Annotated in this window: 21 protein-coding genes; 6 read left to right on the top strand and 15 right to left on the bottom strand. The window is 41.5% G+C overall.

All coding sequences use genetic code 11. The annotated features are described in order from the left end of the window. Positions 1-31: 31 nt before the first annotated feature. Positions 32-1,624: a bifunctional phosphoribosylaminoimidazolecarboxamide formyltransferase/IMP cyclohydrolase gene (gene purH / locus PVK63_RS18525; protein WP_130048514.1), complete on the bottom strand. Its 1,593-nt coding sequence runs from the start codon at positions 1,622-1,624 to the stop codon at positions 32-34. A 282-nt stretch (positions 1,625-1,906) separates the two neighbouring features. On the opposite strand from purH, the gene zntR reads away from it, so the two are divergent. Next, positions 1,907-2,326, top strand: a complete 420-nt coding sequence (gene zntR, locus PVK63_RS18520; protein WP_130043996.1) for a Zn(2+)-responsive transcriptional regulator — start codon at positions 1,907-1,909, stop codon at positions 2,324-2,326. An 88-nt stretch (positions 2,327-2,414) separates the two neighbouring features. After that, complete coding sequence (locus PVK63_RS18515; RefSeq protein ID WP_130043803.1) at positions 2,415-2,723, top strand: hypothetical protein; 309 nt, start codon at positions 2,415-2,417, stop codon at positions 2,721-2,723. Between the two features lie 154 nt (positions 2,724-2,877). Here PVK63_RS18515 and fis read toward each other — a convergent pair whose 3' ends face one another. The 9 genes from fis to PVK63_RS18470 form a co-directional block, all read right to left on the bottom strand. Further along, positions 2,878-3,174 (bottom strand): DNA-binding transcriptional regulator Fis, encoded by a 297-nt coding sequence (gene fis, locus PVK63_RS18510; RefSeq protein ID WP_005421285.1) that lies wholly within the window; start codon positions 3,172-3,174, stop codon positions 2,878-2,880. Between the two features lie 22 nt (positions 3,175-3,196). After that, positions 3,197-4,165 (bottom strand): tRNA dihydrouridine synthase DusB, encoded by a 969-nt coding sequence (dusB, locus tag PVK63_RS18505; protein WP_165367202.1) that lies wholly within the window; start codon positions 4,163-4,165, stop codon positions 3,197-3,199. A gap of 195 nt (positions 4,166-4,360) precedes the next feature. Next, positions 4,361-5,245 carry a 50S ribosomal protein L11 methyltransferase gene (gene prmA, locus PVK63_RS18500; RefSeq protein WP_130043805.1) on the bottom strand — a complete coding sequence of 295 codons (885 nt, stop codon included), beginning with the start codon at positions 5,243-5,245 and terminating at the stop codon, positions 4,361-4,363. Positions 5,246-5,360: 115 nt separating this feature from the next. Then, positions 5,361-6,704, bottom strand: a complete 1,344-nt coding sequence (accC, locus tag PVK63_RS18495) for an acetyl-CoA carboxylase biotin carboxylase subunit (protein WP_130048517.1) — start codon at positions 6,702-6,704, stop codon at positions 5,361-5,363. Positions 6,705-6,715: 11 nt separating this feature from the next. Beyond that, the gene (accB, locus tag PVK63_RS18490; RefSeq protein ID WP_130043807.1) at positions 6,716-7,174 is read right to left on the bottom strand and encodes an acetyl-CoA carboxylase biotin carboxyl carrier protein; all 459 of its coding nucleotides are present in this window, start codon (positions 7,172-7,174) and stop codon (positions 6,716-6,718) included. Positions 7,175-7,204: 30 nt separating this feature from the next. Beyond that, positions 7,205-7,654, bottom strand: a complete 450-nt coding sequence (gene aroQ / locus PVK63_RS18485) for a type II 3-dehydroquinate dehydratase (RefSeq protein ID WP_130048519.1) — start codon at positions 7,652-7,654, stop codon at positions 7,205-7,207. Between the two features lie 439 nt (positions 7,655-8,093). Continuing rightward, the gene (gene acs, locus PVK63_RS18480) at positions 8,094-10,043 is read right to left on the bottom strand and encodes an acetate--CoA ligase (protein ID WP_274440843.1); all 1,950 of its coding nucleotides are present in this window, start codon (positions 10,041-10,043) and stop codon (positions 8,094-8,096) included. Positions 10,044-10,257: 214 nt separating this feature from the next. Further along, a complete protein-coding gene (locus PVK63_RS18475; protein WP_274440844.1) occupies positions 10,258-10,902 on the bottom strand; it encodes a 3'-5' exonuclease in 645 nt (214 codons plus the stop codon). Between the two features lie 3 nt (positions 10,903-10,905). After that, positions 10,906-12,738 (bottom strand): DUF294 nucleotidyltransferase-like domain-containing protein, encoded by a 1,833-nt coding sequence (locus tag PVK63_RS18470; RefSeq protein ID WP_274440845.1) that lies wholly within the window; start codon positions 12,736-12,738, stop codon positions 10,906-10,908. Between the two features lie 212 nt (positions 12,739-12,950). On the opposite strand from PVK63_RS18470, the gene PVK63_RS18465 reads away from it, so the two are divergent. Together PVK63_RS18465 and PVK63_RS18460 are read left to right on the top strand one after the other, a co-directional pair. Further along, entirely contained in the window at positions 12,951-14,096 is a 1,146-nt protein-coding gene (locus tag PVK63_RS18465; protein ID WP_130043812.1) for a 3-phenylpropionate MFS transporter, read from the top strand. Positions 14,097-14,225: 129 nt separating this feature from the next. Next, a complete protein-coding gene (locus PVK63_RS18460; RefSeq protein WP_274440846.1) occupies positions 14,226-17,666 on the top strand; it encodes a PAS domain-containing hybrid sensor histidine kinase/response regulator in 3,441 nt (1,146 codons plus the stop codon). 120 nt (positions 17,667-17,786) lie between these two features. Here the strand turns inward: PVK63_RS18460 and PVK63_RS18455 are convergent, their stop codons facing one another. The 4 genes from PVK63_RS18455 to PVK63_RS18440 form a co-directional block, all read right to left on the bottom strand. Next, positions 17,787-19,490 (bottom strand): sodium:solute symporter family protein, encoded by a 1,704-nt coding sequence (locus tag PVK63_RS18455; RefSeq protein WP_130088035.1) that lies wholly within the window; start codon positions 19,488-19,490, stop codon positions 17,787-17,789. 11 nt (positions 19,491-19,501) lie between these two features. Further along, complete coding sequence (locus tag PVK63_RS18450) at positions 19,502-19,768, bottom strand: DUF4212 domain-containing protein (protein ID WP_130043815.1); 267 nt, start codon at positions 19,766-19,768, stop codon at positions 19,502-19,504. 194 nt (positions 19,769-19,962) lie between these two features. Further along, positions 19,963-20,586: a MarC family protein gene (locus PVK63_RS18445; RefSeq protein WP_130048526.1), complete on the bottom strand. Its 624-nt coding sequence runs from the start codon at positions 20,584-20,586 to the stop codon at positions 19,963-19,965. Between the two features lie 90 nt (positions 20,587-20,676). Further along, complete coding sequence (locus PVK63_RS18440) at positions 20,677-21,306, bottom strand: response regulator (protein ID WP_130048527.1); 630 nt, start codon at positions 21,304-21,306, stop codon at positions 20,677-20,679. 226 nt (positions 21,307-21,532) lie between these two features. On the opposite strand from PVK63_RS18440, the gene PVK63_RS18435 reads away from it, so the two are divergent. Together PVK63_RS18435 and glmS are read left to right on the top strand one after the other, a co-directional pair. After that, positions 21,533-22,297: a DeoR/GlpR family DNA-binding transcription regulator gene (locus tag PVK63_RS18435; protein WP_274440847.1), complete on the top strand. Its 765-nt coding sequence runs from the start codon at positions 21,533-21,535 to the stop codon at positions 22,295-22,297. 121 nt (positions 22,298-22,418) lie between these two features. Continuing rightward, positions 22,419-24,251 (top strand): glutamine--fructose-6-phosphate transaminase (isomerizing), encoded by a 1,833-nt coding sequence (gene glmS, locus PVK63_RS18430; protein ID WP_274440849.1) that lies wholly within the window; start codon positions 22,419-22,421, stop codon positions 24,249-24,251. Positions 24,252-24,304: 53 nt separating this feature from the next. Here glmS and PVK63_RS18425 read toward each other — a convergent pair whose 3' ends face one another. Next, positions 24,305-26,290, bottom strand: a complete 1,986-nt coding sequence (locus tag PVK63_RS18425) for a methyl-accepting chemotaxis protein (protein WP_274440850.1) — start codon at positions 26,288-26,290, stop codon at positions 24,305-24,307. Positions 26,291-26,421: the final 131 nt, after the last annotated feature.

The raw sequence follows: 26,421 nt of genomic DNA, 5'->3' as shown, positions 1-26,421 counted from the left end.
CGCAGTTACCGCCCCAATGATGACAAGAGAACTAGTGGCGGAAGTGACGCATACCGGTAAAGATCATCGCCATACCATGTTCATCGGCAGCGGCGATAACTTCATCATCACGCATAGAACCACCCGGTTGGATAACACATTTGATACCAGCTTCTGCTGCCGCGTCGATACCGTCACGGAATGGGAAGAATGCATCTGATGCCATTGCACAACCTTCAACAACCAAACCTTCATCAGCGGCTTTAATACCGGCGATTTTCGCAGAGTAAACGCGGCTCATTTGGCCTGCGCCAACACCGATAGTCATGTCACCTTTAGAGTAAACAATCGCGTTAGATTTAACGTATTTAGCTACTTTCCAGCAGAACAGTGCATCTTTTAACTCTTCAGCCGTTGGTTGACGTTTAGAAACCACTTTAAGCTGATCTTCAGAAACCATGCCTTGGTCGCGATCTTGAACTAGCAAACCGCCGTTAACGCGTTTCACGTCAAAGCCAGTTGTTTTAGATGTCCACTCACCACATTCAAGTAGGCGAAGGTTTTTCTTAGCCGCTACGATTTCTACTGCTTCAGCAGAAACAGAAGGAGCGATGATAACTTCAACGAATTGACGCTCAGTGATCGCTGTTGCTGTTGCTGCGTCTAACTCACGGTTGAATGCGATGATACCGCCAAATGCAGACGTTGGATCTGTTTTGAATGCGCGGTCATAAGCTTCAAGAATATTGTTACCTAGGGCAACACCGCATGGGTTAGCGTGCTTAACAATCACACATGCAGGTTCATCGAACTCTTTTACACACTCAAGTGCCGCGTCAGTGTCAGCGATGTTGTTGTAAGACAGGGCTTTACCTTGGATTTGGCGAGCAGTAGACACTGATGCTTCTTCAGGATTGGCTTCAACGTAGAATGCCGCTGCTTGGTGGCTGTTCTCACCGTAGCGCATGTCTTGTTTTTTCTCGAACTGTTGATTGAACGTGCGTGGGAATTTGCTCTCTTCATCACCTTCCTTGTTCTCTCCATAAGAAGGAACCATAGTACCGAAGTAGTTAGCAATCATGCCATCATAAGAAGCTGTGTGCTCGAAGGCTGCGATAGCTAAATCAAAGCGAGTTGCTTGAGTAAGAGATTTCTCGTTAGCGTCCATTTCAGTAATAACGCGATCGTAGTCGTGCGCGTTTACAACGATGGTAACGTCGTTGTGGTTTTTCGCTGCAGAACGAACCATTGTTGGGCCACCGATATCGATGTTCTCAACAGCGTCAGCAAGGGTGCAACCTTCTTTTGCTACGGTTTCTGCAAATGGGTATAGGTTAACAACAACCATATCGATAGGGTTGATGCCATGCTGTTCCATAATGCCGTCATCTTGGCCACGACGACCAAGTACACCACCATGAACTTTAGGATGAAGAGTTTTAACGCGGCCATCCATCATTTCTGGGAAGCCTGTGTAATCAGATACTTCAGTTACTGAGATGCCTTTTTCAGCAAGCAGGCGAGCGGTACCACCAGTAGATAGGATATCTACTCCGCGCTCAGTCAGTGCTTGAGCAAATTCTACAATACCAGTTTTATCAGATACGCTAATTAGCGCGCGACGGATCGGACGTGCGTTATTCATGACTACTTTCTTCCTTTAGAATTAAGTTAGGATTTTTGCCAAAAATGAACTTGTTCTGCTCTATTTCTTGTTTAAGGAGAAGCAGAGATTGGCCAGTTTTGGGAAACACCCTAATTGAAAAGAGTAAAGTATTAAGTGTTGTATTAACGTAATGGTGCATATTCTAACTAAACTTAAACAAAAAAGCTCGCGCAATCGATTGCATCCATAGGAAAAGATGTCATTTTTATTAAAAAACGATACAAATAAAGCGCATAAAGAGAGGAAAAAGACGAAATGAAAATGTATTTGATTGGAGAGTTGGCAAAACGATGTAATGTAACTAACGACACATTACGCTTTTATGAGAAAAATGGGTTACTTATACCATCAGGCAGAAGCAGTAGTGGGTATCGTCTTTATAATGATGATAATCTTGCTCAAATTCGTTTTATTTTAAAAGCTAAGCAGTTGGGCTTAACGTTAGATGAAATACAAGAGTTACTCGACATTAGATTGGAAGCAACAAAGCACAGTTGCGCTGAGGTAAAAGCGATTACTCAAACTAAACTAAATACAATAGATAAAAAGATTGAGCAACTCACTGAAATTAGAACCGCGTTAAAGCGAATTAATGATGCTTGTTGTGGTCATGTTGACGAAGATGCCTCCCATTGCTCTATTCTTTCTGCCTTAGCTGAGTTAGAAGAGAAAAAAGCATAAATTATTGTGCCTGTTTACTCAAGATGTTGATAAAATGGTCGATAATTAGTGGAAAGAATACGAGCGACAATTAGGTGAGAGCCAATTAATGGAAAAACAATACGTAATGAAATTGCTTTCCGCTCTGAAAGTTATCGATAAAAAAATCAGTGAGCAAGGGAAGGCAGTAATGGAGCTTGATGCTCGTATTAAGCGTATTGAAGCTCAGAATGCCAAGATCGCTAAAATGATTGATGGTGTTGGTGCTCAAGGTTCGAATACCGCGGGAGCCGCAGCTGATTTAAGTGAACTTGATGAGCGTTTAAAAGGCATTGAAGAAAAAACAGCAAAAGCCGTTGAGCTTATTCGCTCAGGAGCTGGTGCTGGTGGTGGCAAGAAACGAGCTTGGCCGCCATAGTAGGTAAGAGATTTAAAAGCCGATATTACAGAAATGTAGTATCGGTTTTTTTATATCTGTTGATCAAAGAAAGAGATGAATGCAGTTATCTTAGATATAAAAAAAGCAGCGTTAATTGCTTAACACTGCTTTAAATTTTCGAAATAAGGCGTGACTAGTTCATGCCATATTTTTTAAGTTTTTTACGAAGCGTACCACGGTTGATACCCATCATGTTTGCTGCTTTAGTTTGGTTGCCGCGAGTATGCTGCATGATCATGTCTAGTAGAGGTTGCTCTACTTCAGCTAATACTAATTCATATAAGTCGTTAACTTCTTGACCATTTAGTTGGCCTAAGTAGTTTTTCAGCGAAGCCTTAACAGAATCACGTAGTGGTTTCTGAGTAATTTGGTCTTGTGCTGTAACTGTTGTAACTGTTAATGCTTCTGAAGTCATAGATTGATCGAACATATTCTGTTTAGCTCTTCTTTTATTATGATGCAACGTGGTCGAAATAGCTTTCAAGTTGATGGAGTTGCTGTGAAGCGTCCTCTATCGCGTTAAAGCTGCGGCGGAAATCGGTTGCTTGCTCATGCTCTTTTAAGTACCAACCCACATGCTTACGAGCAATGCGAGGGCCTAAAAATTCACCATAAAACTGGTGAAGCGCATGGACATGACCAAGTAAAGTGGTCTTCACTTCTTCAATTGGAAGAGGTGGCATGATTTCGCCCGTTTCTAAATAATGTTGGATTTCTTTAAAAATCCATGGCCTACCTTGTGCAGGACGGCCGATCATTAAAGCGTCAGCGCCTGTATACTCAAGCACAAAACGAGCCTTTTCCGGCGAGTCGATATCACCGTTCGCTATAACCGGAATAGAAATCGCTTCTTTTACCGCTTTAATGTTGTCGTATTCAGCTTCACCTTTGTACATACAAGCTCTGGTTCGCCCATGAAGCGCTAAAGCTTGGATGCCACATTGCTCCGCCATTTTTGCAACCTGAACACAGTTTCGGTTGTCTGGATCCCAGCCTGTACGCGTTTTCAGAGTTACCGGAACGTCAACGGCATTTACAACGGCTAATAAGATCTCTTCAATCAAATCAGGTCGCTGTAATAATGCGGAACCAGCAAGTTTCTTATTCACCTTCTTAGCAGGGCACCCCATATTGATATCGATGATTTGAGCACCGGTTTCAACACAGTGTTGCGCAGCTTCCGCCATCAACTGTGGATCTGCCCCCGCAATTTGTACCGAGCGAATACCAGATTCACCTTCATGTACCATGCGATTTTGGGACTTAGATGTTTTCCATAGTTTTGGGTTAGAAGACATCATTTCGCTCACAGCCATGCCTGCGCCATAGCGCATACATAACTCACGAAAAGGCCTATCGGTTACACCAGCCATAGGAGCAACGATAAGATTGTTCTTTAATGTATATTTACCTATCTGCAAAACATCCACACACGTTTGTGTCAGCAAGGGCGCGCATTTTACGCATTTTTTGCTCGCCTGAAAAGACCAAATTTTGAGCATTTACAAATAGTTTATGCAATTTGTTTATATTTCAGTCAATTAGACGGTTTTATGCCTCAAATTTAGTATTGAGGCATTGAAGTTTTTTTTAGGAAGAGTAGGTCTGAGGGACGATTACTTCTTAATTCCTGAGATTCTGCACCATTCTTGCTGCTCGGCAATAGCATCAAGGGTGAAGTTATCTGCGTAGTATGAAGCAACATCATTTGCTTGAGTATCCAAGACACCAGACATAGCTAGCACGCCACCAGGAGCAACGTGAGCGGTAATAATACTTGAAAGTTCACGAAGTGGGGCTGCAAGAATATTAGCGACAACGACGTCTGCAACAAGGTTCTCTGGCTGATCTTGAGGTAAGAATAATTCAAGTTGATCGGCTACGCCATTACGAGCGGCATTGTCTTTTGATGCGGTGATCGCTTGAGGATCAATGTCGATCCCAACGACTTTTGCAGCACCTAGTTTGATCGCTGCGATCGCTAAGATGCCAGAACCGCAGCCAAAGTCGATAACGGTTTTGCCTTTAAGGTCAATACTTTCTAGCCATTCAAGACAAAGTGCTGTGGTTGCATGCGTGCCTGTACCAAACGCAAGGCCAGGATCAAGCATAACATTAACCGCATCTGGCTCAGGGATTTCACGCCAGCTTGGGCAAATCCATAAGCGCTCACCAAACTTCATTGGGTGGAAGTTATCCATCCATTCACGTTCCCAATCTTTGTCTTCAAGCTGTTCAACTTTATAAGCAAAGTTATCATCAAGTACCGTGCTTGCTTTTAATTGTGCAATCACTAAATCCATGTCGGTTTCTGCATCATAAAGAGCAACAATATCCGTTTCGCCCCATAAACGAGTCTCTCCTGGAAGAGGTTCAAAGATAGGGACATCTTTTGCATCTAAAAACGTTACCGAAAGAGCACCCGTCTCTTCCATTAGCATGTCACTGATTTGTTCAGCATTTTCAGATGTTGCATTTAGTTTTACTTGAATCCAAGGCATGGGGATCACTTTGTTTAGTTGAAAATATCGGCGAATTTTACCATAGAAAAAGGCCGTGAGTGTAATCACTCGCGGCCTTTATTTACTTCTTTAACTTAAGATGAAAAATTGCGTTCTATTGAAGGCCTAATTTTTTCTCAAGGTAATGGATGTTTGCACCGCCGTGTTGGAAGTTCTCATCATTCATAATATCTAGGTGTAAAGAGATATTTGTATTGATGCCTTCCACAATCATTTCGCTTAATGCGTTTTTCATACGAGCGATAGCAACATCACGATTTTCACCGTAAGTGATTAACTTACCGATCATTGAATCGTAATGTGGTGGTACTGTGTAGCCTGTATAAATGTGAGATTCCCAACGAACGCCCATACCACCTGGTGCATGGAAACGCTCAATTTTACCCGGTGAAGGTAGGAAGCGAACAGGATCTTCAGCATTGATACGACACTCAATTGAGTGACCACGTAGTTTGATGTCTTCTTGAGTAAACGAAAGAGGTTGGCCTGCGGCAATACGCAGTTGCTCTTTGATTAAGTCGATACCCGTTACCATTTCAGTAATTGTGTGCTCAACTTGAATACGTGTGTTCATCTCAATAAAGTAGAACTCACCGTTTTCGTATAAGAATTCAAATGTACCCGCACCGCGGTAAGCAATATCGATACACGCACGTGTACAGCGCTCACCGATGTATTTACGCATTTCTTCGGTAATACCTGGTGCTGGTGCTTCTTCAACTACTTTCTGGTGACGACGCTGCATAGAGCAGTCACGCTCACCAAGGTGAATCGCATTACCTTGACCATCGGCAATTACTTGAACTTCGATGTGGCGAGGGTTTTCAAGGAATTTTTCCATGTAAACCGTACCGTCACCAAAACAAGCTGTTGCTTCAGCACGAGTCATTGCGATTGCTTCGATTAGATCTTTTTCTGCACGAACAACACGCATACCACGACCACCGCCACCACTAGAGGCTTTGATGATTACAGGGTAGCCAATGCGTTTTGCAAATGATTTGTTTTTCGCTTCGTCATTATCTAGCGGGCCATCAGAACCAGGTACACAAGGAACACCAGCTTTTTTCATTGATGTAATCGCTGATACTTTGTCGCCCATCATGCGGATAGTTTCCGCTTTAGGACCAACAAAGATAAAGCCAGAACGCTCAACTTGCTCTGCGAAGTCAGCATTTTCAGCTAAGAACCCGTAACCAGGATGAACAGCAACAGCGCCTGTCACTTCTGCCGCACTAATAATGCGAGGAATGTTTAAGTAGCTGTCGGCACTGCGTGCAGGACCAATACAAATGGTTTCATCAGCAAGCAATACATGCTTTAAATCACGGTCAGCAGTAGAGTGAACTGCAACCGTTTTAATACCAAGCTCTTTACATGCTCGCAAGATACGTAGTGCAATTTCACCACGGTTTGCGATAACTAATTTATCTAACATAGTGACCTCTATTATGCGATCACAACAAGTGGTTGATCGAATTCAACCGGGTTACCGTCTTCAACTAAAATAGCAGTAACAGTACCAGACTTGTCCGCTTCAATTTGGTTCATCATTTTCATTGCTTCAACGATACAAAGTGTATCGCCAGCAGTAACTTGTTGACCAACTTTAACAAATGGTTTTGCGTCTGGGCTTGAAGCGCCGTAGAACGTACCAACCATTGGAGAACAAACTTTATGACCAGCAACTTCTGCTGGAGCTTCAGCGATAGGTGCTGTAGCAACAGGAGCTGCTTCTGCTACAGGAGCAGCTACAGGTGCCGCAACTTGTTGTACTGGTGCTAGTTGAGCTTGAGGTGCTACAGCACGGCTGATGCGTACTGACTCTTCACCTTCAGAAATTTCAAGTTCTGCAATGCCAGACTCTTCAACTAGTTCAATCAGTTTTTTAATTTTGCGGATATCCATTGTGTAATCTCTTCTGTTTATATTCAGTGATCAATTTGAACGCAGACGTTTTGCTGCTGCATTCAAAGCAAATTCGTAGCCATCAGCACCTAACCCACAAATAACACCTACCGCTTTATCAGAAAGATAAGAATGGTGGCGAAAAGGTTCGCGTGCATGGACATTTGATAAATGTACTTCAATAAAAGGAATATCAACCCCAAGCAGTGCATCGCGTAAAGCGACACTAGTGTGCGTAAACGCAGCTGGGTTGATGATAATGAAATCAATACGTTGATAAGCATTATGAATTGCTTCTATCAGCTCATATTCACGATTTGACTGTAAATGCTCTAATTCAATATTCAATGCGTTAGCTTGAATAGTTAAAGTATTAACAATCTGTTCTAAGTTTTGATTGCCATAATGGGCCGGTTCACGAAGACCTAATAGATTTAGGTTCGGACCATTGAGAACTAAAATTCGCGATTGAGTCGACATTGTGATGCTAAATTCCTTGTTCTTACTATTGAAGTAAAAAAAGCATAATTTATATATTCGATTTGATGAGTTTTTGCAAATATTACACTGCTAATGCTCATAAAAAGCAATTATAGACAATATCACAGCAAATCGCAGCAAAATACTGGTCTTATCAGCTCTAAGTTCTCACTTTATGAGAAGAGAATAAAACATATTTTAATTCAAATATGATAATAAGAAGCAAAGAGGGCCGTTAAGTTCCGTTATTTTACTTGTTAGTTAACAAATACTTTCAACTTTGTTGAACAATTATGCAGTTTTAAATTTTGTTTACTTAGCACGTTATCAGTAAAGAAATAACATATCTGTAAATTTGAGCAGGGCGTCACATGAAATAAGCCACCATTGCGAACAATAGTGGCTCATTGAGATAAAAATTAGATTGTATTGAATGGTTCTAGGCGATTTTTCTTTGCTCTTCAATCAGTTTATCAACCACGCTTGGATCAGCAAGGGTTGAAGTATCTCCAAGGTTGGAAGTATCTCCGGTTGCTATTTTTCGTAGAATACGGCGCATAATTTTACCTGAACGAGTTTTAGGTAATGAATCTGTCCAATGGAGGAAATCTGGCGTGGCTATTGGACCAATTTCTTTTCTTACCCAATCTTTCACTTCTTTATGCAGTTCAGCACTTGGAATTTCACCTGAATTTAGGGTGATGTAGGCATAAATCGCTTGTCCTTTAATGTCATGCGGTACGCCAACAATGGCCGCTTCAGCTATTTTATCAAACGCCACTAATGCGGATTCTACTTCGGCGGTTCCCATTCGATGACCTGAAACATTTAATACGTCATCAACACGCCCTGTGATCCAGTAATAACCATCGTCATCACGTCGTGCGCCATCACTAGTAAAATACATGCCTTTAAAGGTAGAAAAGTAAGTTTGTTCAAAGCGGTCATGATCACCATAGATGGTACGCATCTGTCCCGGCCATGAATCAGTAATAACCAGGTTACCATCGGTCGCACCATCAAGGATGTTTCCCATATTGTCGACTAAGGCAGGTTGCACACCAAAAAATGGGCGAGTTGCTGAACCTGGTTTTAATGCGGTTGCTCCTGGTAGTGGTGAGATTAAAATTCCACCGGTTTCTGTTTGCCACCACGTATCAACGATAGGGCAACGAGCATCACCAATCGTGTTGTAATACCACTCCCATGCCTCAGGGTTGATTGGCTCACCAACCGATCCCATGACACGTAATGAGGTTCGCGACGTGCCTTCGACTGCATCATTGCCCTGTGCCATCAATGCTCGAATCGCTGTAGGGGCAGTATAGAGAATATTTACGTTATGCTTATCGACCACTTCACTCATGCGGCTAGTGCTTGGGTAATTAGGTACACCTTCAAACAAAATCGTTTTTGCACCATTTGCAAGAGGACCATAAATTAAGTAAGTGTGACCGGTGATCCAACCAACATCTGCAGTACACCAGAAAACTTCGCCTTCTTGATAATCAAAAATATATTTAAAGGTCATGGCTGCATAAACAAGGTAGCCACCTGTGGTATGTAATACGCCTTTAGGTTTACCTGTAGATCCAGAAGTATAGAGAATAAATAGAGGATCTTCGGCATTCATGGCTTCTGGCTCACAATGTGCAGAAGCGACAGCCGTTGCTTCGTGCCACCATACATCACGGTCTTCACTCCACTCAATGTCATTGCCTGTACGTTGGAATACAACGACTTTTTCAATGGTGGTTACTTCAGGGTTATTTAATGCATCATCGACATTCTTTTTCAGTGGAACAGTACGACCACCACGAACGCCTTCATCGGCAGTAATAACCACTTTTGCATCGGAATCGACAATTCGTCCAGCCAGTGCTTCTGGTGAAAAGCCCCCAAATACTACGGTGTGAACTGCGCCGATACGAGTACAAGCCAGCATAGCAACAGCAGCTTCAGCCACCATTGGCATATAAATACAAACCACATCGCCTTTACGAACGCCTTGGCTTTTTAGTGCATTTGAAAATTTACCAACTTGCTCATGGAGTTCGTTGAAGGTAATTGAGGCGTCATCTTTTGGGTCATCACCCTCCCAAATAATCGCGACTTCATTACCGCGAGTAGCTAAGTGACGGTCAATACAGTTTACCGAGACATTTAATTCGCCATCTTCAAACCATTTAATATCGACATGGCCAGTATCAAAAGAGGTGTTTTTCACTTTTGTATAAGGAGTCATCCAATCAAGGATCTGTCCATGCTCACGCCAAAAACCTTCAGGGTTAATAACGGACTGCTGGTACATTTCACGATATTTTTCATCATCTGCGTGGGCATTGTTAGCGATGTCTTGATTGACAGGGTATACGTGAATGTCACTCATGTTGATTCTCCTTGTGAATACAGCAAATATCCAATTTATGACTGGATTTCATTGCAGCACCATCATTGGCTCTGCTTTTTTATTGGTCGGGTTGATATTACTTTCGGTTAGAAATAGGTTTTCAACAATTAGACTTTAGTCAGAGAAAGAAAGGTTTACTGAATTTTCAGAATGACGAGTATTGGTTTTTGAGACGCAGATCAGTAACTGTGTATCAGTGATTGTTATGGCCTAGCCTTATTGTTGGCAAATCTGGAAAGTCCCCATGAGTTAAGCGCACATAAATTAATGCGGCGGCAATGGCGTCTTCTAATGCATCATGGCGTTTGGCCTGCGGTAGGTCTAAATGTCTAGAAATAGCGTCAATGCTTAGATCGTAATAAGCGTTTGGTAGTAGTCGTTCTAATTTATGATGATAGAGGTGACATACTTCAACTAATGAATTTGATAAAGGATGATTGAAGTGACGTAAACAGGCTCGGTCTAAAATCTTTTTGTCATAGTGAATGTGGTAACCCACAATTGGTCGACAACCAATAAAGTGAATCAGTTGATTAAGCGCCTCTTTTTCTGATAACCCGCTGGTGAGATCGTGATGTCTCAGCTGATGAACCTTAATCGAATCAGAGTTTAAACTTTGTGGTGGTGCTAGTTTTAAGTGAATGGTTTGACTGGTTAATACTCGATTATTTTTGATTTTAATGGCCGCAATAGAAACCAGTTCAGCGTGGTTAGGGTCAAGGCTAGTGGTTTCACAATCAATCGAGACTAATTCATCACCAGAATAGGATGAAAATAGAGAATGATGAGGGTGGTCTTTTAATTTATATCGCCACCATAATCGCTGTAGGGCATTCATCGTTTAATCCCTTATTTGATAATGGTAGCCAAGCCATTCTTTAAATTTTTTCACTACGTGCAAACTATGGCGAAGTAAATCTCTTTCCGTTCTATCGAGCTGTTCAATGTGAATGTAATTAGACACTCTATTTTGGCTGTTTTTTAACTGATGACGAAGTCGCCATTTAAAAAATAATTTTAATGCTTCGGTTAAGTTATCTGCGGTTGAGTGCTCTAAAACTTTGCGTGAGTTTAATTCTTCAATACGTTGAAAAGTATTGGTTTTTTCGATTCCTTGTTCCAAGGAGAGCGCGCGAATACCATGAACAATGGGGAAAATACCCCCTTGTTTAATATCAATCCCTTCTTTTTTATTTTTGACGTTGCCAAACAGAGTTAACGGCACCGTAAATTGCAGTGCTGGGCGAGTAAAAATGCTTAAGGCAAGTTCGTTATCTTTTAACTGATGACTTATGCTCTGCTTTAATGGCGTCAATAAATCTCGATTACCAGCAACGGCTTGCGCATCAGAAAATATGGCTAAGTTCATCATATTCTCACCATTGTGCTCTGTGCACATTCGTTCAATATAACGCTGCCACTCTTGCTCTGTTTTGACCCAGTGAGGGTTACTGACCATGACATTTCCTTTGCATAAAGGGTAGCCAAGCTGCAATAACGTCTGTGTAAATTGGGTCATTAATTCATTTACTTGGTGCCACTCTAAGCCATTCTTAATGATTAAAGCGTTATCTTGATCGGTTTTTAAGATCTGCTCACCTCGGCCTTCTGAGCCCATAACAATTAAACAGCAGTGATCATGAAGCCCTTTGGGGATGGTTAAACTAAATGCTTTTTCAATGATCTGTTCATTAACCGTAGAAATTAATTCCATGATAAATCGCGTTCGAATGCCGTTATTTAATAAGGTATTAATGAGCTGGGTTTGGCTATTAGCAGCAATGGCAAGCTCTTCAATACTTTGGGCTCTGGCGATGCGAAGTGTTAAGACGTGAGAGTGAGTTGAGAAAAGGCTTAATACCTGAGTCATATCGAGCATACCAACTAATTGCTGATTATCTAATACAGCCACTCTTTTTACGTGGTGGCGAGTCATTAGGGTCATGGCATTAAAAAGGTAGTCGTGTTTTTGTATCGATACGATAGGGTAGGTTGCAATTGGACCTACAGGGTGGTTCGGCTCGTGATTATTCAGGACTAATGCGTGTAATAAGTCGGTGCGGGTTATGATCCCGATTGGCAATGAGTATTTATTTCCTTTATGCCTTGGGTCGTATTGGTTTAGTTCTACAAAAAGGGCATCAATATTATGTTCTTTAAGTAAATGTGTGACCTGTTTTAATGATGTATTCCAATCGACAGAAATGGCGGTTTGAATCGTATCATCATCAATTTTTGTCAGAATAAATTTGGCTAAATTTTGTTGTTGATTTGCTTGAGTGAGAAGCGCTTTGCGTTTCGCTAAACTGCCATTGAAATAAGCAGAGAAATCAGCATTTTCGTGATAAATGGAAAGAAACACTCCGGTAGGAATAAGGTGACATAACGTATCTTCAAGGGCGTGATAGCAATGCTTTACTGAGCCTTCGAGTTGGGATCTGACATCAAAAATATCATCATGAGTGTAATGAGCATAGATCTCTCCACTGTCGTTAGATCGCTCTTCAACTACGCCTTTGATAATAATGTATAAGCTTTCTGAGGATTGGCTTTGATGTAAAATAATGTCATTTTCACGAAAGTAAGCAATGTCGACATGACGCGTTAATTGCTCTTTCTGGTTTGCTGTTAGGCGATTAAATGGAGCAATTGAGAAATTGAGTTCACTTGGCATAGCTCCATCCTTTAATTGATGATTTCCCTTATTCTCGCTAGATATGCAATAAGAATGAAGACGACTTTAGTCTAGAGTTTTCATAAAGAGCGTGAAAATTGAAGGCGAAGTCACATTTTAAAAGGTGCAGTTTTTTTCAATTCGTTTTTCCCTTTTTATAAACCCATACAATGCCATAATGAACGTCTCTTTTATTCCCTTTGGACATTGTCATGTTTCGCGTTTCTCCTTTTGCTTGGATCTCTCAATACTTTGGTGGGTTCTTTTTTGCCTATGGTGTTTATTTACCATTTTGGGCGTTGTGGTTTGAAGAACAAGGCGTCTCAGCAGGGGATATTGGTGTATTAATTGGCCTCGGGTTTGCGACGCGTTGTGTGGCGAACTTAGTTATCACGCCACGTTTGCATAAAGTGGAATATTTACTTCCCGCGTTACGAATTCTTACTTTCGCCTCATTAATCGCCCTTGGTTTGTTTTTAATTAATGGAGGGAGTTTCTGGTGGATGGCATTTGTCACCGTGCTCTTTAATTTATCCTGTGGTCCTGCAGTTCCATTGTCTGATGCGATGACAAACTATTACGCGAAGAATAATTTATTAGATTATGGACGTACGCGTTTATGGGGTTCGGTGAGTTTCATCGCGGGCTCTACGGTTGTTGGCTATTTAGTCTCAGGATTCGGTACTGACATGATCGTGTATACCGCGATTGCTGGGATATTAGCGGCACTGTTTTTAGTGATGCGAAACCCAAACCCAATGCCAGTCTCGGTGTCTGAAGAAGATCAAACTCGTCCACCATTACTTGCACTATTAACCGAAACGCCAGTATTAAAGTTCATTATTTTAGTCTCGCTAATTCAAGGTAGCCACGCAGCATATTACAGTTTTAGCTCTATCTACTGGAAAGAATCAGGCTATCAAGAAAGTACGATTGGTTACTTGTGGAGTCTTGGTGTTGTGGCTGAAGTCATGGTATTTGCGTTTAGTAAGCGACTGTTTGCAGGGTGGAAGGTATCAACACTATTTAAAGTGGCTGCAGCTGGGGTGATGGTTCGTTGGGGGTTAACTGCAGCAACGACAGAACTGTTTGCGTTAGTGTTAGTTCAAGCTTTACACGGGGTGACATTTGCAATGGCTCATTTGGCAGCAATCCAATACATTCAACGCTTCCCTCAAAATAAGATGATCCCTTTACAAGCATTATACAATGCGATTCCGTTAGGGGCATTTATTGCGCTAATGACGACATTAAGTGGTTGGGGCTATGAAGCGTGGGGAGCCAATATTTTCTGGTTAATGGCAGCAATGGGTTCGTTTGCTTTACTGATTAAATTGGATAAAGTGACCGATAAATAGGCCTTAATCACATTTGTAGGCTTGAGTAAAAAACAAGCGACAATTATAACGCTAGAATGGTGCTACAGAGTATTTGTACCCTTCTAGCGTTTTTTTATGGCACTAGAGTGGTATCACCAAGGATGAGTGATGACACAAGGATGGATTGTGGTGCCAGTGTCGCTGGCGTATTTAGGATTATTGTTTTTAATTGCTTGGTATGGCGATAGACAAAAAGGGTGGCTAGCGCAATATCGCCCGTGGATTTATAGCCTCTCTATAGCGGTTTACTGCACCTCATGGACCTTTTATGGCACCGTAGGCCAAGCCACTAATAACCCGTGGTCTTTCCTTCCTATTTATCTTGCTCCTATTTTTGTGTTTGTATTTGCATGGCGATTTCTTGCCAGAATTATCTTGATTGCCAAGCGAGAGCATATCACCTCGATAGCTGATTTTATCGCGGCACGATATGGAAAATCTCAAGGATTAGCTGGGGTGATCACGATTATCGCTGTTGTTGGGATACTGCCTTATATTGCATTGCAATTGAGGGGCATCACTATGGGGCTTGATCTTGTTGCGCCTAATTTGGCTCTGGATTTAGGTTATCAAGATGGGCATATTTCTTGGTTTGTTGGCGGTGCCCTTGCTGTATTTACGATTCTTTTTGGTACTCGACATATTGATACGACAGAGCATCATCGCGGCTTGATGATGGCTGTTGCCTTTGAGTCGATAGTGAAATTGGTCGCCTTTCTCGCGGTCGGCGGTTTCATTCTGTATTTGGCTTATTCTGATGTTAATGTTGATTTAATTTCTATTGCCAAAGAAACCTATCAATCCCCCAATCTCATTACGCTTTTATTCCATACGATCTTAACAATGGCGGCGATAATCTGTTTACCGCGCCAGTTTCACACCACGGTTGTAGAGAATGAGCAGGCGCAAGACTTACGAATGGCGCGTTGGGTATTTCCACTCTACCTAATATTAATTGGCCTATTTGTACTCCCTATCTCTTGGGCTGGACAAGCTCTGCTCTCTGGTGGTGTTAGTGATAGTTTTGTTATTAGTGTGCCATTGTCGGTTGGTGCTGAGAATATGGCATTACTGGCTTTTGTTGGTGGAACCTCAGCCGCCAGTGGTATGGTTATCGTATCTACCATTGCACTGGCGATTATGGTATCGAATGATTTAGTTTTACCTTTGCTATTACGTCGAGTAAAAACCACAGGACGATCGTTCGGACATTTTTCTAAATTATTAGTAACGATTAGACGCGTGCTTATTCTATTACTGTTATTAGCGGCGTGGGGGTTTTACCAAGCACTTGATTCGATTGATTCATTGTCGGTCATTGGCTTATTAGCTTTTGCGGCCATAGCTCAATTTGCACCAGCGTTAATTGGTGGATTGTATTGGCGAAATGCCAACAAAAAAGGCGTGTATGCAGGGTTAATTATCGGCTTTTTAATTTGGGTTGTTACTCTGATGAGCCAAACTCAAATGTTAGCAGGCAGTGCTGAAAATAACGTTTTATTATGGTTAATCACTCCTCCGGAATGGTTGCAGCAGCTAGAGGTGAAAACCTCAGATTGGGGAATGATGCTTAGTTTAGGTCTTAACACCCTATTATTTATTCTTGTTTCATCAATCACTCGGGCATCATTAAGCGAGCGTTTACAAGCGGCTGCATTTGTTGGCGCTCCTTTACCAGAAAATGAAGATGTCAGTGTTTATCAAACTCGCGTTACGGTGGGTGAATTAGAAATGTTGGCTTCACGGTTTGTTGGTCGCCGACGTGCTCAAAAAGCCTTTCGCCAATTCTCTCAACAGAATGATGAATCCTTATTGCCGCAACAACAGGCAAGCTCTGCACTAATTCGCCATACCGAGCGTGTACTGGCTGGCGTATTTGGCGCTTCTTCTTCGCGTTTGGTTCTTACTTCAGCTTTACAAGGCAGAAATATGCAGTTGGAAGAGGTGGCAACCATCGTTGATGAAGCCTCTGAGTTGTATGATTTTAGCCGTGGTTTATTGCAAGGAGCGATTGAGCACATTAGCCAAGGGATCGCCGTGGTTGATAAGCAGATGAAATTGGTTGCATGGAATCAACGTTACTTGGAGTTATTTACTTTCCCTTCAGGATTAATTCAAGTGGGTAGACCAATAGCTGATGTGATCCGTCACAATGCAGAGCAAGGTTTGTGTGGACCGGGTGATCCTGAAATACACGTTCAGCGACGAGTGGAGCATTTAGAGCGAGGAACTCGTCATGTCTCTTCTCGTATTCGCCCTGATGGTCAGGTTATTGAAGTGCAAGGTAACCCGATGCCCAGTGGTGGATTTGTGATGAGTTTTACAGATATCACTGTATTTAGGCAGGCAGAAAAAGCATTAAAAGAGACCAATGAAACTCTCGAGTCGCGCGTTCACGAGCGCACCAAAGAGTTAGAAAAATTAAACCAGCGATTGGTTGGTGCAACCCAAAGCGCCGAATTGGCGTCTCAATCGAAAAGTCGTTTACTTGCCGCTGTTAGCCATGACTTAATGCAGCCTTTAAATGCTGCACGTTTATTTGCCTCTTCATTGAGTGAAGTTGCCCAAGAAGTAGAAACAAAAAAAATATCAGGCCATATTGAAAGAGCGTTAGGCGCCGCTGAAGAGCTGATTGGGGATTTACTCGATATTTCTCGCTTAGAAGCCGGTAAGTTAGAAACACATGTTCAAAGTTTTTCATTAAACAGTCTGTTTTCTAATTTGGAAGCGGAGTTTGGTGCGTTAGCCAAGCAGCAAGGCATTGACTTTACGGTTATTCATTCAAATGTGGTGGTGGAATCCGATCCAAAACTCTTACGCCGAGTCGTGCAAAACTTTTTAACTAATGCGTTTCGATATAATCCTCAAGGTAAAGTGGTACTTGGAGCAAGAAGGGTCAAAGGTCAAATACGTTTGGATGTATGGGACAGTGGAATTGGTATCCCTGAAGAAAAACAACAAGCCATTTTTGATGAGTTTACTCGGGTCGATCAAAGCCGGGCTGACCAAGGCTTAGGTTTAGGTTTAGCCATTGCTCGTGGTATTTCTCATGTGCTTGGACATACAATTTCATTGCGTTCATGGCTTAATCAAGGTTCGGTATTTTCAGTCACACTTGATAGAGGTGAACTGCTTGAGAGTAATGCGCCTACGATAGAGCAAAAGCCTGAATTACCATTGAGTTTAGTTCGAGTGCTATGTGTTGATAATGAACCAGATATTCTTATTGGTATGGAGTCATTGATATCTCGATGGGGCTGTGAAGTAAAAACCGCAACCGATTTAATGAGTAGCCTGCGTTGTCTAGAAGAGGGTTGGGTGCCAGATGTGATCTTCTCTGATTATCGATTGGATAACGACAGAACAGGACTTGAGGTATTACAACAATGCCGTTTACGTTTAGGGAATGCATTTGAAGGGGTGATGATCAGTGCGGATAAAACCGATGATTTATTGGAAAGTATTAAAACGAATGGATTTGGGTTTATTGCAAAACCGGTTAAACCTTTAAAGTTAAGAGCGGTGTTGAATCGTCATGTTAGAAAGTAATCATGAATTAATAAGCGCGATTGTATTGATATAAATAGCTAAAAGTTAAATGAAATAAAAGGGAGTTAGCATTCACTAACTCCCTTTGCTTAGCCAATATCTGACGTTATTTATATACAATTAATGATCGTGTGCTTCACCTGCACCTTTAGGGAAACGAATTGATTCCACAAGGTCCTGCACATCTTTAGGCACTTCTGCTGTCACTTTGTTTACTGCAATTGAAACAATGAAGTTCACACACATACCTAGTGTACCAATCCCTTCTGGGCTGATACCAAACCACCAGTTATCAGGTGTGCTTGCAGCAGGGTTAATGAACTTAAAGTAAACAATATAAGCCGTGGTAAAGGTAACACCAGAAATCATACCGGCAATCGCCCCTTCCTTATTCATCTTCTTATAGAAAATACCCAAGATAATCGCAGGGAAGAAGGAGGCTGCTGCTAAGCCGAAGGAGAAGGCAACCACCTGTGCTACAAAGCCCGGAGGGTTTATTCCTAAGTAACCAGCACCAATAATAGCAACCACGGCAGCCAATCTAGCGGCGAGCAGTTCTTGTTTATCGGTCATGTTAGGCTTAAAGCCTTTCTTCAATAAATCATGAGAGATAGACGTCGAGATTACCAGTAGTAGGCCGGCAGCCGTTGATAATGCAGCGGCTAAGCCACCCGCAGCTAATAGTGCCACAACCCAGTTTGGTAAACTTGCTAGTTCAGGTGACGCCAGTACGATGATATCTCGGTTGATGTCCATTTCATTACGTTCATCACCAGAGTAAAACATTTTGCCATCGCCATTTTTATCATCCCAACCAACAAGGCCTGTGTCTTCCCAGTTTTTATACCAGCTTGGTGCGTCAGCCGCAGCAACCCCTTGGCTATCTGGACCATTAATAGTTTCAATCATATTTACACGAGCAAACGCGGCTACCGCAGGTGCTGTGGTGTATAAGAATGAGATAAACAGTAACGCCCAACCCGCAGAGATACGTGCATCTTTAACACGAGGTACCGTGAAGAAACGGATAATTACATGAGGAAGTCCAGCCGTACCCACCATTAGCGCCGCACAGATAAAGAAGACATCAACCATGCTTTTAGAGCCGTCAGTATATGGGGTGAACCCGAGTTCAGTCGTTAATCCATCCAACTTATCTAATAAGTAGACTTCAGATCCAGTAACGGTTGATCCCATACCAATTTGAGGGAATACGTTACCTGTCATCATAATAGAGGTGAAAACCGCAGGAACAAGGAAGGCGAAAATGAGGACACAGAATTGAGCAACCTGCGTATAAGTGATGCCTTTCATGCCACCCAGTACCGCATAGAAAAATACGATCCCCATACCAATAATGATACCGATATTAATATCAACCTCTAGGAATCGTGAGAACACCACGCCAACACCACGCATTTGTCCTGCCACATAAGTGAAGGAAACAAAGATGGCACAGAACACGGCAACCATACGAGCGGTTCGAGAGTAGTAACGTTCACCGATAAAATCTGGCACGGTGAATTTACCAAATTTACGTAGATAAGGAGCAAGACAAAGCGCTAATAGTACATAGCCACCGGTCCAGCCCATAAGATACACAGCACCATCATAACCAACAAAGGAGATGATACCGGCCATTGAAATGAATGACGCCGCAGACATCCAATCTGCCGCGGTTGCCATGCCATTAGCAACAGGGTGAACCCCGCCACCTGCCACATAGAACTCACTGGTTGATCCGGCGCGAGCCCAAATTGCAATTCCGATATAGAGAGCAAAAGTGATACCGACTAATATAAACGTCCAAGTTTGGATACCCATGATAATTCCTCTTAATCTTCTTGTACGTTGTATTTTTTATCTAGCGCATTCATGCGAGCAACATAGATAAAGATCAGTGCGACAAAGGTATAGATAGACCCTTGTTGTGCAAACCAGAACCCCAATTTGAATCCAGCAAATTGAACGGTATTAAGAGCATCAACAAATAATATCCCTGCGCCGTATGAGACTAAGAACCAGATCGCAAGCAGTCCACCCATGATCCCTAGATTTTCCTTCCAATAGGCTTGTGCTTGTTCTTTTGTTTCGAACGCCATAGCCAGCTCCTTTTTTATGTTAATAATATGTAACCAAAAAGAGATTAGCAGTGAGAAGAGAAGAAAGCAGTGCAACTTTAGTCGAGCAGATAAAGAAAAACGCCCAAAATATGAGCGTTTTATGTGAGGTGATTACGGGAATTGATGTGTTAATTTTATGTTAATTAATACCAAGGTCTAAGGTATATTCATAACTAAAAATAGAAATCTTTAATACCAAGCAGTAAATTGTTAACGGCAACAGCGGCTAAGATTAATCCCATAACGCGGCTAATAATCGCGGCACCAACGTTGCCAATTACCTTATGGATAAACGTTGCACCAAGTAATAAACATAACGTAATGACGAGAACGACAATCATGACTGCTGCTGTAATTGACTGATCTAAAAAAGAATAGCGAGAATTATCGGTTAACATCACAATGGCCATCATAGCGCCGGGAGAGGCGATTGATGGGATAGCTAAAGGATAAACCGCTAAATCTGCTAGATCTGAATGACTTAGTTCCTCGCTCATCTTCTGTTCTTGATCTGGCTTGCTCTCACCAAAAATCATAGTAAGAGCAAAGATTAATAAGACTAACCCGCCAGCAACCTGAAAGGCAGGCAAAGGAATTTGCATTGCTTCTAAGAGAAGTTGACCAATAACAAGGAAAAATAAAAGTACAGCCGTCGCGATCGCTACCGCTTTAAGAGCTACGACTTTACGTTGTTTAGCGGTTAGGTGTTGAGTTTGTGAAAGATAGACAGGAACGGATCCTATAGGGTCAATGACTGCCCAAAGAACAACAAATTGAGTGATGAGGATACTTATCATGGGTTCTCCCAGAGGTTAGGTTACGCAGAGGGATTAAAATAATGAATGGGCAACCTAACTTATTTTAACGGCTAGAGTGTTATATCAAGGTTAACTTTCCGTTTGTTGCAATAAAATAACCGCTTGAGTGCGATTTTTAACGCCCAATTTTCTAAATATTGCTGTCATGTGCGCTTTTATCGTGGCTTCTGATACGTCTAAATCATAAGCGATTTGTTTATTAAGTAAGCCATCAGATAGCATACCAAGCACTTTGTATTGTTGAGGAGTTAGTGCCGCAATTTTCGTCGCGAGATCATCGCACGCTGCTGAATTTTTTATTGACCCTGCAGGGAAATAGGAATCACCAGCAAGAATTTGATTTAAGGCTGCAATAAGTGATTTCATATCGCTAGATTTAGGAATAAAGCCAAAAGCACCATGACTTTTGACTTGAGAAACAATACTAGGTTCTTCACTGGCTGATACAACAACAATAGGCAGGTCTGGATATTGAGAGCGAAGTTGTATTAATCCAGACATCCCATTGCTACCAGGCATTTTTAAATCCAATAGAAGCAAATCTGGATCGGAGTCTTTTTGTAATACCGTTAATAACCCTTCAAGCGAATCCGCTTCTATTAAATTAGCACCACTGATTGCCATGTGAATGGATTGAAAAAGCGCATTGCGAAATAAGGGGTGATCGTCCGCGATGATAATGGTGTAGTTGTCGTCCATGGCTACAAAATTCCTTATAAGTGATTAAATAAAATTAACATCCCCTTCGGTTTTGAGCAATTTTTAGTCGCTAAAGTCTGCGCTGTCTCTCTAACTCATCTCTTATTTTAAATAAACGGGCATTTTTGATGGGATCTTAATATTTAAAACGAATTAATTTGAAGGGCTAGACAATTAAATGAAACGAAACTAAACTTCTTTCAAATCGAAACTTATTGAGTTTGTTATGTCAAAAAGAAACACGAAACAACGCCGTCATATGATCCTTTCCCTACTAACAGAACAAGGTGAAGTTAGCGTCGAATATCTTTCTGATTTATTTGATATCTCTGAAGTAACCATTAGGAAAGACCTAACAGAATTAGAAAAGAATGGTTTACTGATGCGTAAGTATGGCGGAGCGGTTTTAATGCCATCAAATATTATACAAGAAGACAGTTGTGAAGAAGTTTCGAATCGAAAGTTATCTATAGCCACTGCAGCGGTAGAACTGATTAAAGATCATAATCGGATCATTATTGATAGCGGTAGCACAACCGCGGCATTAATTAATCAATTATCGAAACGAAATGGCTTAGTGGTGATGACCAACTCATTACCCGTTGCTAATGCGCTGCAAGAAATTGAAAACGAACCAACGTTATTGATGACAGGTGGTACATGGGACAGTCATTCTGATTCATTTCAAGGTCAAGTGGCCGAATCGGTTTTAAGATCCTATGATTTTGATCAGCTGTTCATTGGTGCTGATGGGATTGATTTGGAACGCGGAACAACCACATTTAATGAATTAGTGGGTTTAAGCCGCGTGATGTCTGAAGTGGCACGTGAAGTTATTTTAATGGTGGAATCTGAAAAAATTGGTCGAAAAATCCCTAATGTTGAATTGCCATGGGACAGCATTGATGTGTTGATCACCAATAATGATTTAAGCCAAGAACAACAACAGAAAATTGAATCACATAATGTACGAGTCATCAGAGCTCAGTGATTTAATTTATATGACACCGTTGATATTTTTTGCTGCCAATCAACGGTTATTTATAACCTAAGAAGCAATAATAGGCTTCTTAAAACCTAGAATTTAAGATTAGAATAATTGGAGTATTGCTATGTGTGGGATCGTAGGTGCTGTTGCACAAAGAGATGTAGCGGAGATTTTAGTTGAAGGATTACGTCGTTTAGAATATCGCGGCTACGATTCTGCAGGGGTTGCGGTTGTTGATGCTGATAGCAATTACACACGTTTACGTCGTTTGGGTAAAGTTAAAGAATTAGCTAATGCAGTAGAAGGATCTCATGTCGTTGGCGGTACAGGCATAGCTCATACCCGTTGGGCAACGCATGGTGAGCCTTCTGAAGTCAATGCACATCCTCATGTCTCTGGCGATATTACGATTGTTCATAATGGCATTATTGAAAACCATGAAACATTGCGTTCATTATTGCAAGAACGTGGTTATGTTTTTGAATCTCAAACTGATACCGAAGTGATTGCACATTTAGTGGAGTGGGAGTTACGTACTTCAGATTCATTAATTGAAGCAGTACAAAAAACAGCAAAACAATTAGAAGGTGCTTACGGTACTGTGGTTATGGATCGTCGTGATCCAGAGCGTCTTGTGGTTGCTCGTTCTGGTAGTCCAATTGTGATTGGTCGTGGTGTTGGTGAAAATTTCTTGGCTTCTGATCAGCTGGCATTATTGAATGTGACTCGTCGTTTTATGTATCTTGAAGAAGGTGATGTTGCAGAGATTACTCGTCGTGATGTGGTGGTTTTCGATGTCCGCGGTGAACGAGTAGAACGTGAAGTAATAGAATCAAACGCTGAGCACGATGCGGGTGATAAAGGGCAATATCGTCACTTTATGCAAAAGGAAGTGTTTGAGCAGCCTAAAGCGCTTATCAACACAATGGAAGGGCGTATTACTCACGATTCAGTGGTAACTGAGAGTATTGGTGTTAACGCGGTTGAGATTTTAAATAAAGTTGAACACGTACAAATTATTGCTTGTGGCACCTCTTACAATGCAGGCATGACGGCTCGTTATTGGTTTGAATCATTGGCGGGTGTGAGTTGTGATGTGGAAATTGCTTCTGAGTTTCGTTACCGTAAATTTGTGACTCGTCCAAATAGTTTATTAATTACCTTATCTCAATCTGGTGAAACGGCAGATACGTTAGCAGCACTTCGTTTAGCTAAAGAACGTGGCTACATGGGCGCAATGACAGTATGTAACGTAGCAGGCTCTTCTCTGGTTCGTGAGTCAGATTTTGCCTTTATGACACGAGCAGGAACTGAAATTGGTGTAGCGTCAACCAAAGCATTTACGACTCAGCTTGCTGCATTGCTTATGTTGGTAACAGCATTAGGTAAACAACAAAATCGTATTTCAAAAGAGAAAGAGAAAGAGATAGTTGAAGCTTTGCATGCATTGCCAGCTCAAATTGAACAAGCGTTATCGTTTGATAAAGAGATTGAAGAGTTAGCACCTGACTTTGCAGACAAACAACACACGCTATTTTTAGGCCGTGGTGAGTTTTACCCAATTGCGGTTGAAGCGTCTTTGAAGCTTAAAGAAATTTCATATATTCATGCTGAAGCGTATGCGGCAGGTGAGTTAAAGCATGGCCCATTAGCGCTTATTGATGCAGAAATGCCAGTAGTGGTGGTTGCACCAACCAATGATTTATTAGAGAAGCTAAAATCAAACGTAGAAGAAGTACGTGCTCGTGGTGGCTTATTGTATGTGTTTGCCGATGAACAAGCAGGTTTTGAAGCGGATGAAAGCATGAAGATCATTACCATGCCTCATGTGAGTGATATTACTGCACCAATTTACTATACGATCCCGATGCAGTTACTTTCGTACCATGTTGCCTTAATTAAAGGGACGGATGTTGATCAGCCTCGTAACTTAGCGAAAGCGGTAACGGTAGAGTAAGTAAATTAACGCCGTGTTGTTAGCACGGCGTTTTAAAGGGTTATTTAGGTAAGTTATTGGGTTTTGAATCGTGATAGTAATGTATTCAAATCGTCACTTTTACTATGAAGCTCTTTCGCTTCGATTGTGATGCCAGCAATGCTTTCATCAGCTGATAGTGATAATTGATTAACTTGGGTGACATTACGTTCAATTTCTTTTACCGCTTCGGCTTGCTCCGAAGTCGCACATGCAACTTGTTCTGCTTGCATTGAAACGGTTTCAAATGATTGCATTAAAATTAATAGAGCTTGGGTGATCTGTTCCATTTTATCGGAAGTTTGATCTGCGCTTTTTCGATTTGTTGCCATGTCATTTGCAACACTTTGTGTATTACTCTGAATACCTTCAATAATTTGCTGAATATTGTGGGTCGATTGCTGCGTTTTACTTGCTAAACTTCGTACTTCATCAGCAACAACTGCAAATCCACGTCCAAGCTCACCAGCGCGAGCTGCTTCAATGGCTGCGTTCAGCGCCAAAAGGTTAGTCTGATCTGCTATTTCTTGGATTACACGCAATACATCCCCAATCTGTTTTGCATCTACAAGAAGAGCATTTACGCCAGATTCAGAATGAATGAGTGCTGTGTTTAACGTTTGTACTTGCGCATTTGCTCCCTCTGTAAGGGATCGGGCATGCTCAACGTGATTTTTCGCTTCCGAAACATGCTGGCGAGTCATCTCTGCATTTTGTGCAATGTCTTTGACTACATGATCCATTTCTGTCGTTGCTGTCGCAATAACGGCTAGTTCAGAGCGTTGTTCTTCCATATCACGAGAGGCTTTTAATAATGCATTGCTCACGCTATGAGTTGTTACAGCAACATCGGTAGACACTAATTTTGATTCATTGATGATATCTTTAATTTTAGCGTTATAACCATTAAACCCATGTGCTAATTGCCCAAGTTCATCGTTAGAGGTAATAGCTAACTGACGCGTTAGATCCCCTTCGCCTTGAGAAAGAGCAACCAGTTCATTAGCAATAGTATTAACATTACGTAGCGAGCGGTTAATGACGAACATAACGGTCATACCCACAATAATGATTACTAAGAAAGAGCCGAGTAATACATTACGCATTAAATTGGATAATTGGTTATCAAGTTGCGATTGAGGAACCAATATAGCTAGATGCCATGATAAGTTTGGATGTGCTACTGAAATATCGTGTACAACGGCATAGTAAGGCTGCTCTTTTAATGTCAGATTAAGTAAAGCATCAGTTGCTACATTTGAATTATTCAGTTGAGCTATGCCTGGGTTTTCTTGATCTAATAATTGAAGTGTCAGTTCTTTTGAGTCCTTTTCTTTCATATCAGAAAAAAGAATCACTTTACCTTCATCATCAAAAACAAGTAATTCAGCATCATCACCATAGTTAGTTTTACTTAGTAATAACTTTTGTAAGGCTTCTAGCTTGATGTCAGCACCAGCAATATAAGCAAGTTTATTATCTTGATAAACTGGCATATAGATAGAACCGTTCATTTGACCTGAGCGAATATCAATTACGGTTGCAGCCCAAGCCTTGCCTTCATTTACGGAGCGCTTCCACCAAGGGCGTGACTTTAAATCTGTTGAGGGATCATAGTAACGGCCTGATTTATCGAAATATTCACCAGTTGTGCCTACCGCATAAAAAAGGCTATATAACTGAGGGTCTTGATGGTTCATATCTTTAATAAAGGTATTAACTTGAAGGAAGTCTGAATTAGATTGTGGATCTTCAGTCGTTGTTCGGTTACCAGCAAAGTTCTTTAGTACGGGCACATTCGCGAATGCATCTACTTTTGATTGGAATCGCTCAAAGTATCCTTGCGTGATTAAGCTACGCTCGGTCACAATACTGGTCATTCCTTGAGCTAGCTCAGAACGAGCGATAGATGAAAAGTTTTGGTACGCCTGCCAACCAGCAATAGAACATGCTAGAGCAATAACACACACAATACCGAGTGCGATTCGATGAGAAAGGGATTTGATTCTTAGCTTGTTCATTATGTAAATTCAATGTTTAAGATATTTCAGCATATTATGTGAATATGGATAATACAACAAGGTAAATATGTTTACAAAAATGATAAAAAAACAAAGTTCTTGTGAAATGTTAATTATATCAAAGGGATGGG

Origin of the sequence: Aliivibrio sp. S2TY2 (assembly GCF_028765525.1) — a bacterium.
Taxonomy (GTDB): Bacteria; Pseudomonadota; Gammaproteobacteria; order Enterobacterales; family Vibrionaceae; genus Aliivibrio; species Aliivibrio finisterrensis_A.
Note: the sequence above shows the minus strand (reverse complement) of the source record. Positions and strands in the feature narration are given on the sequence as shown.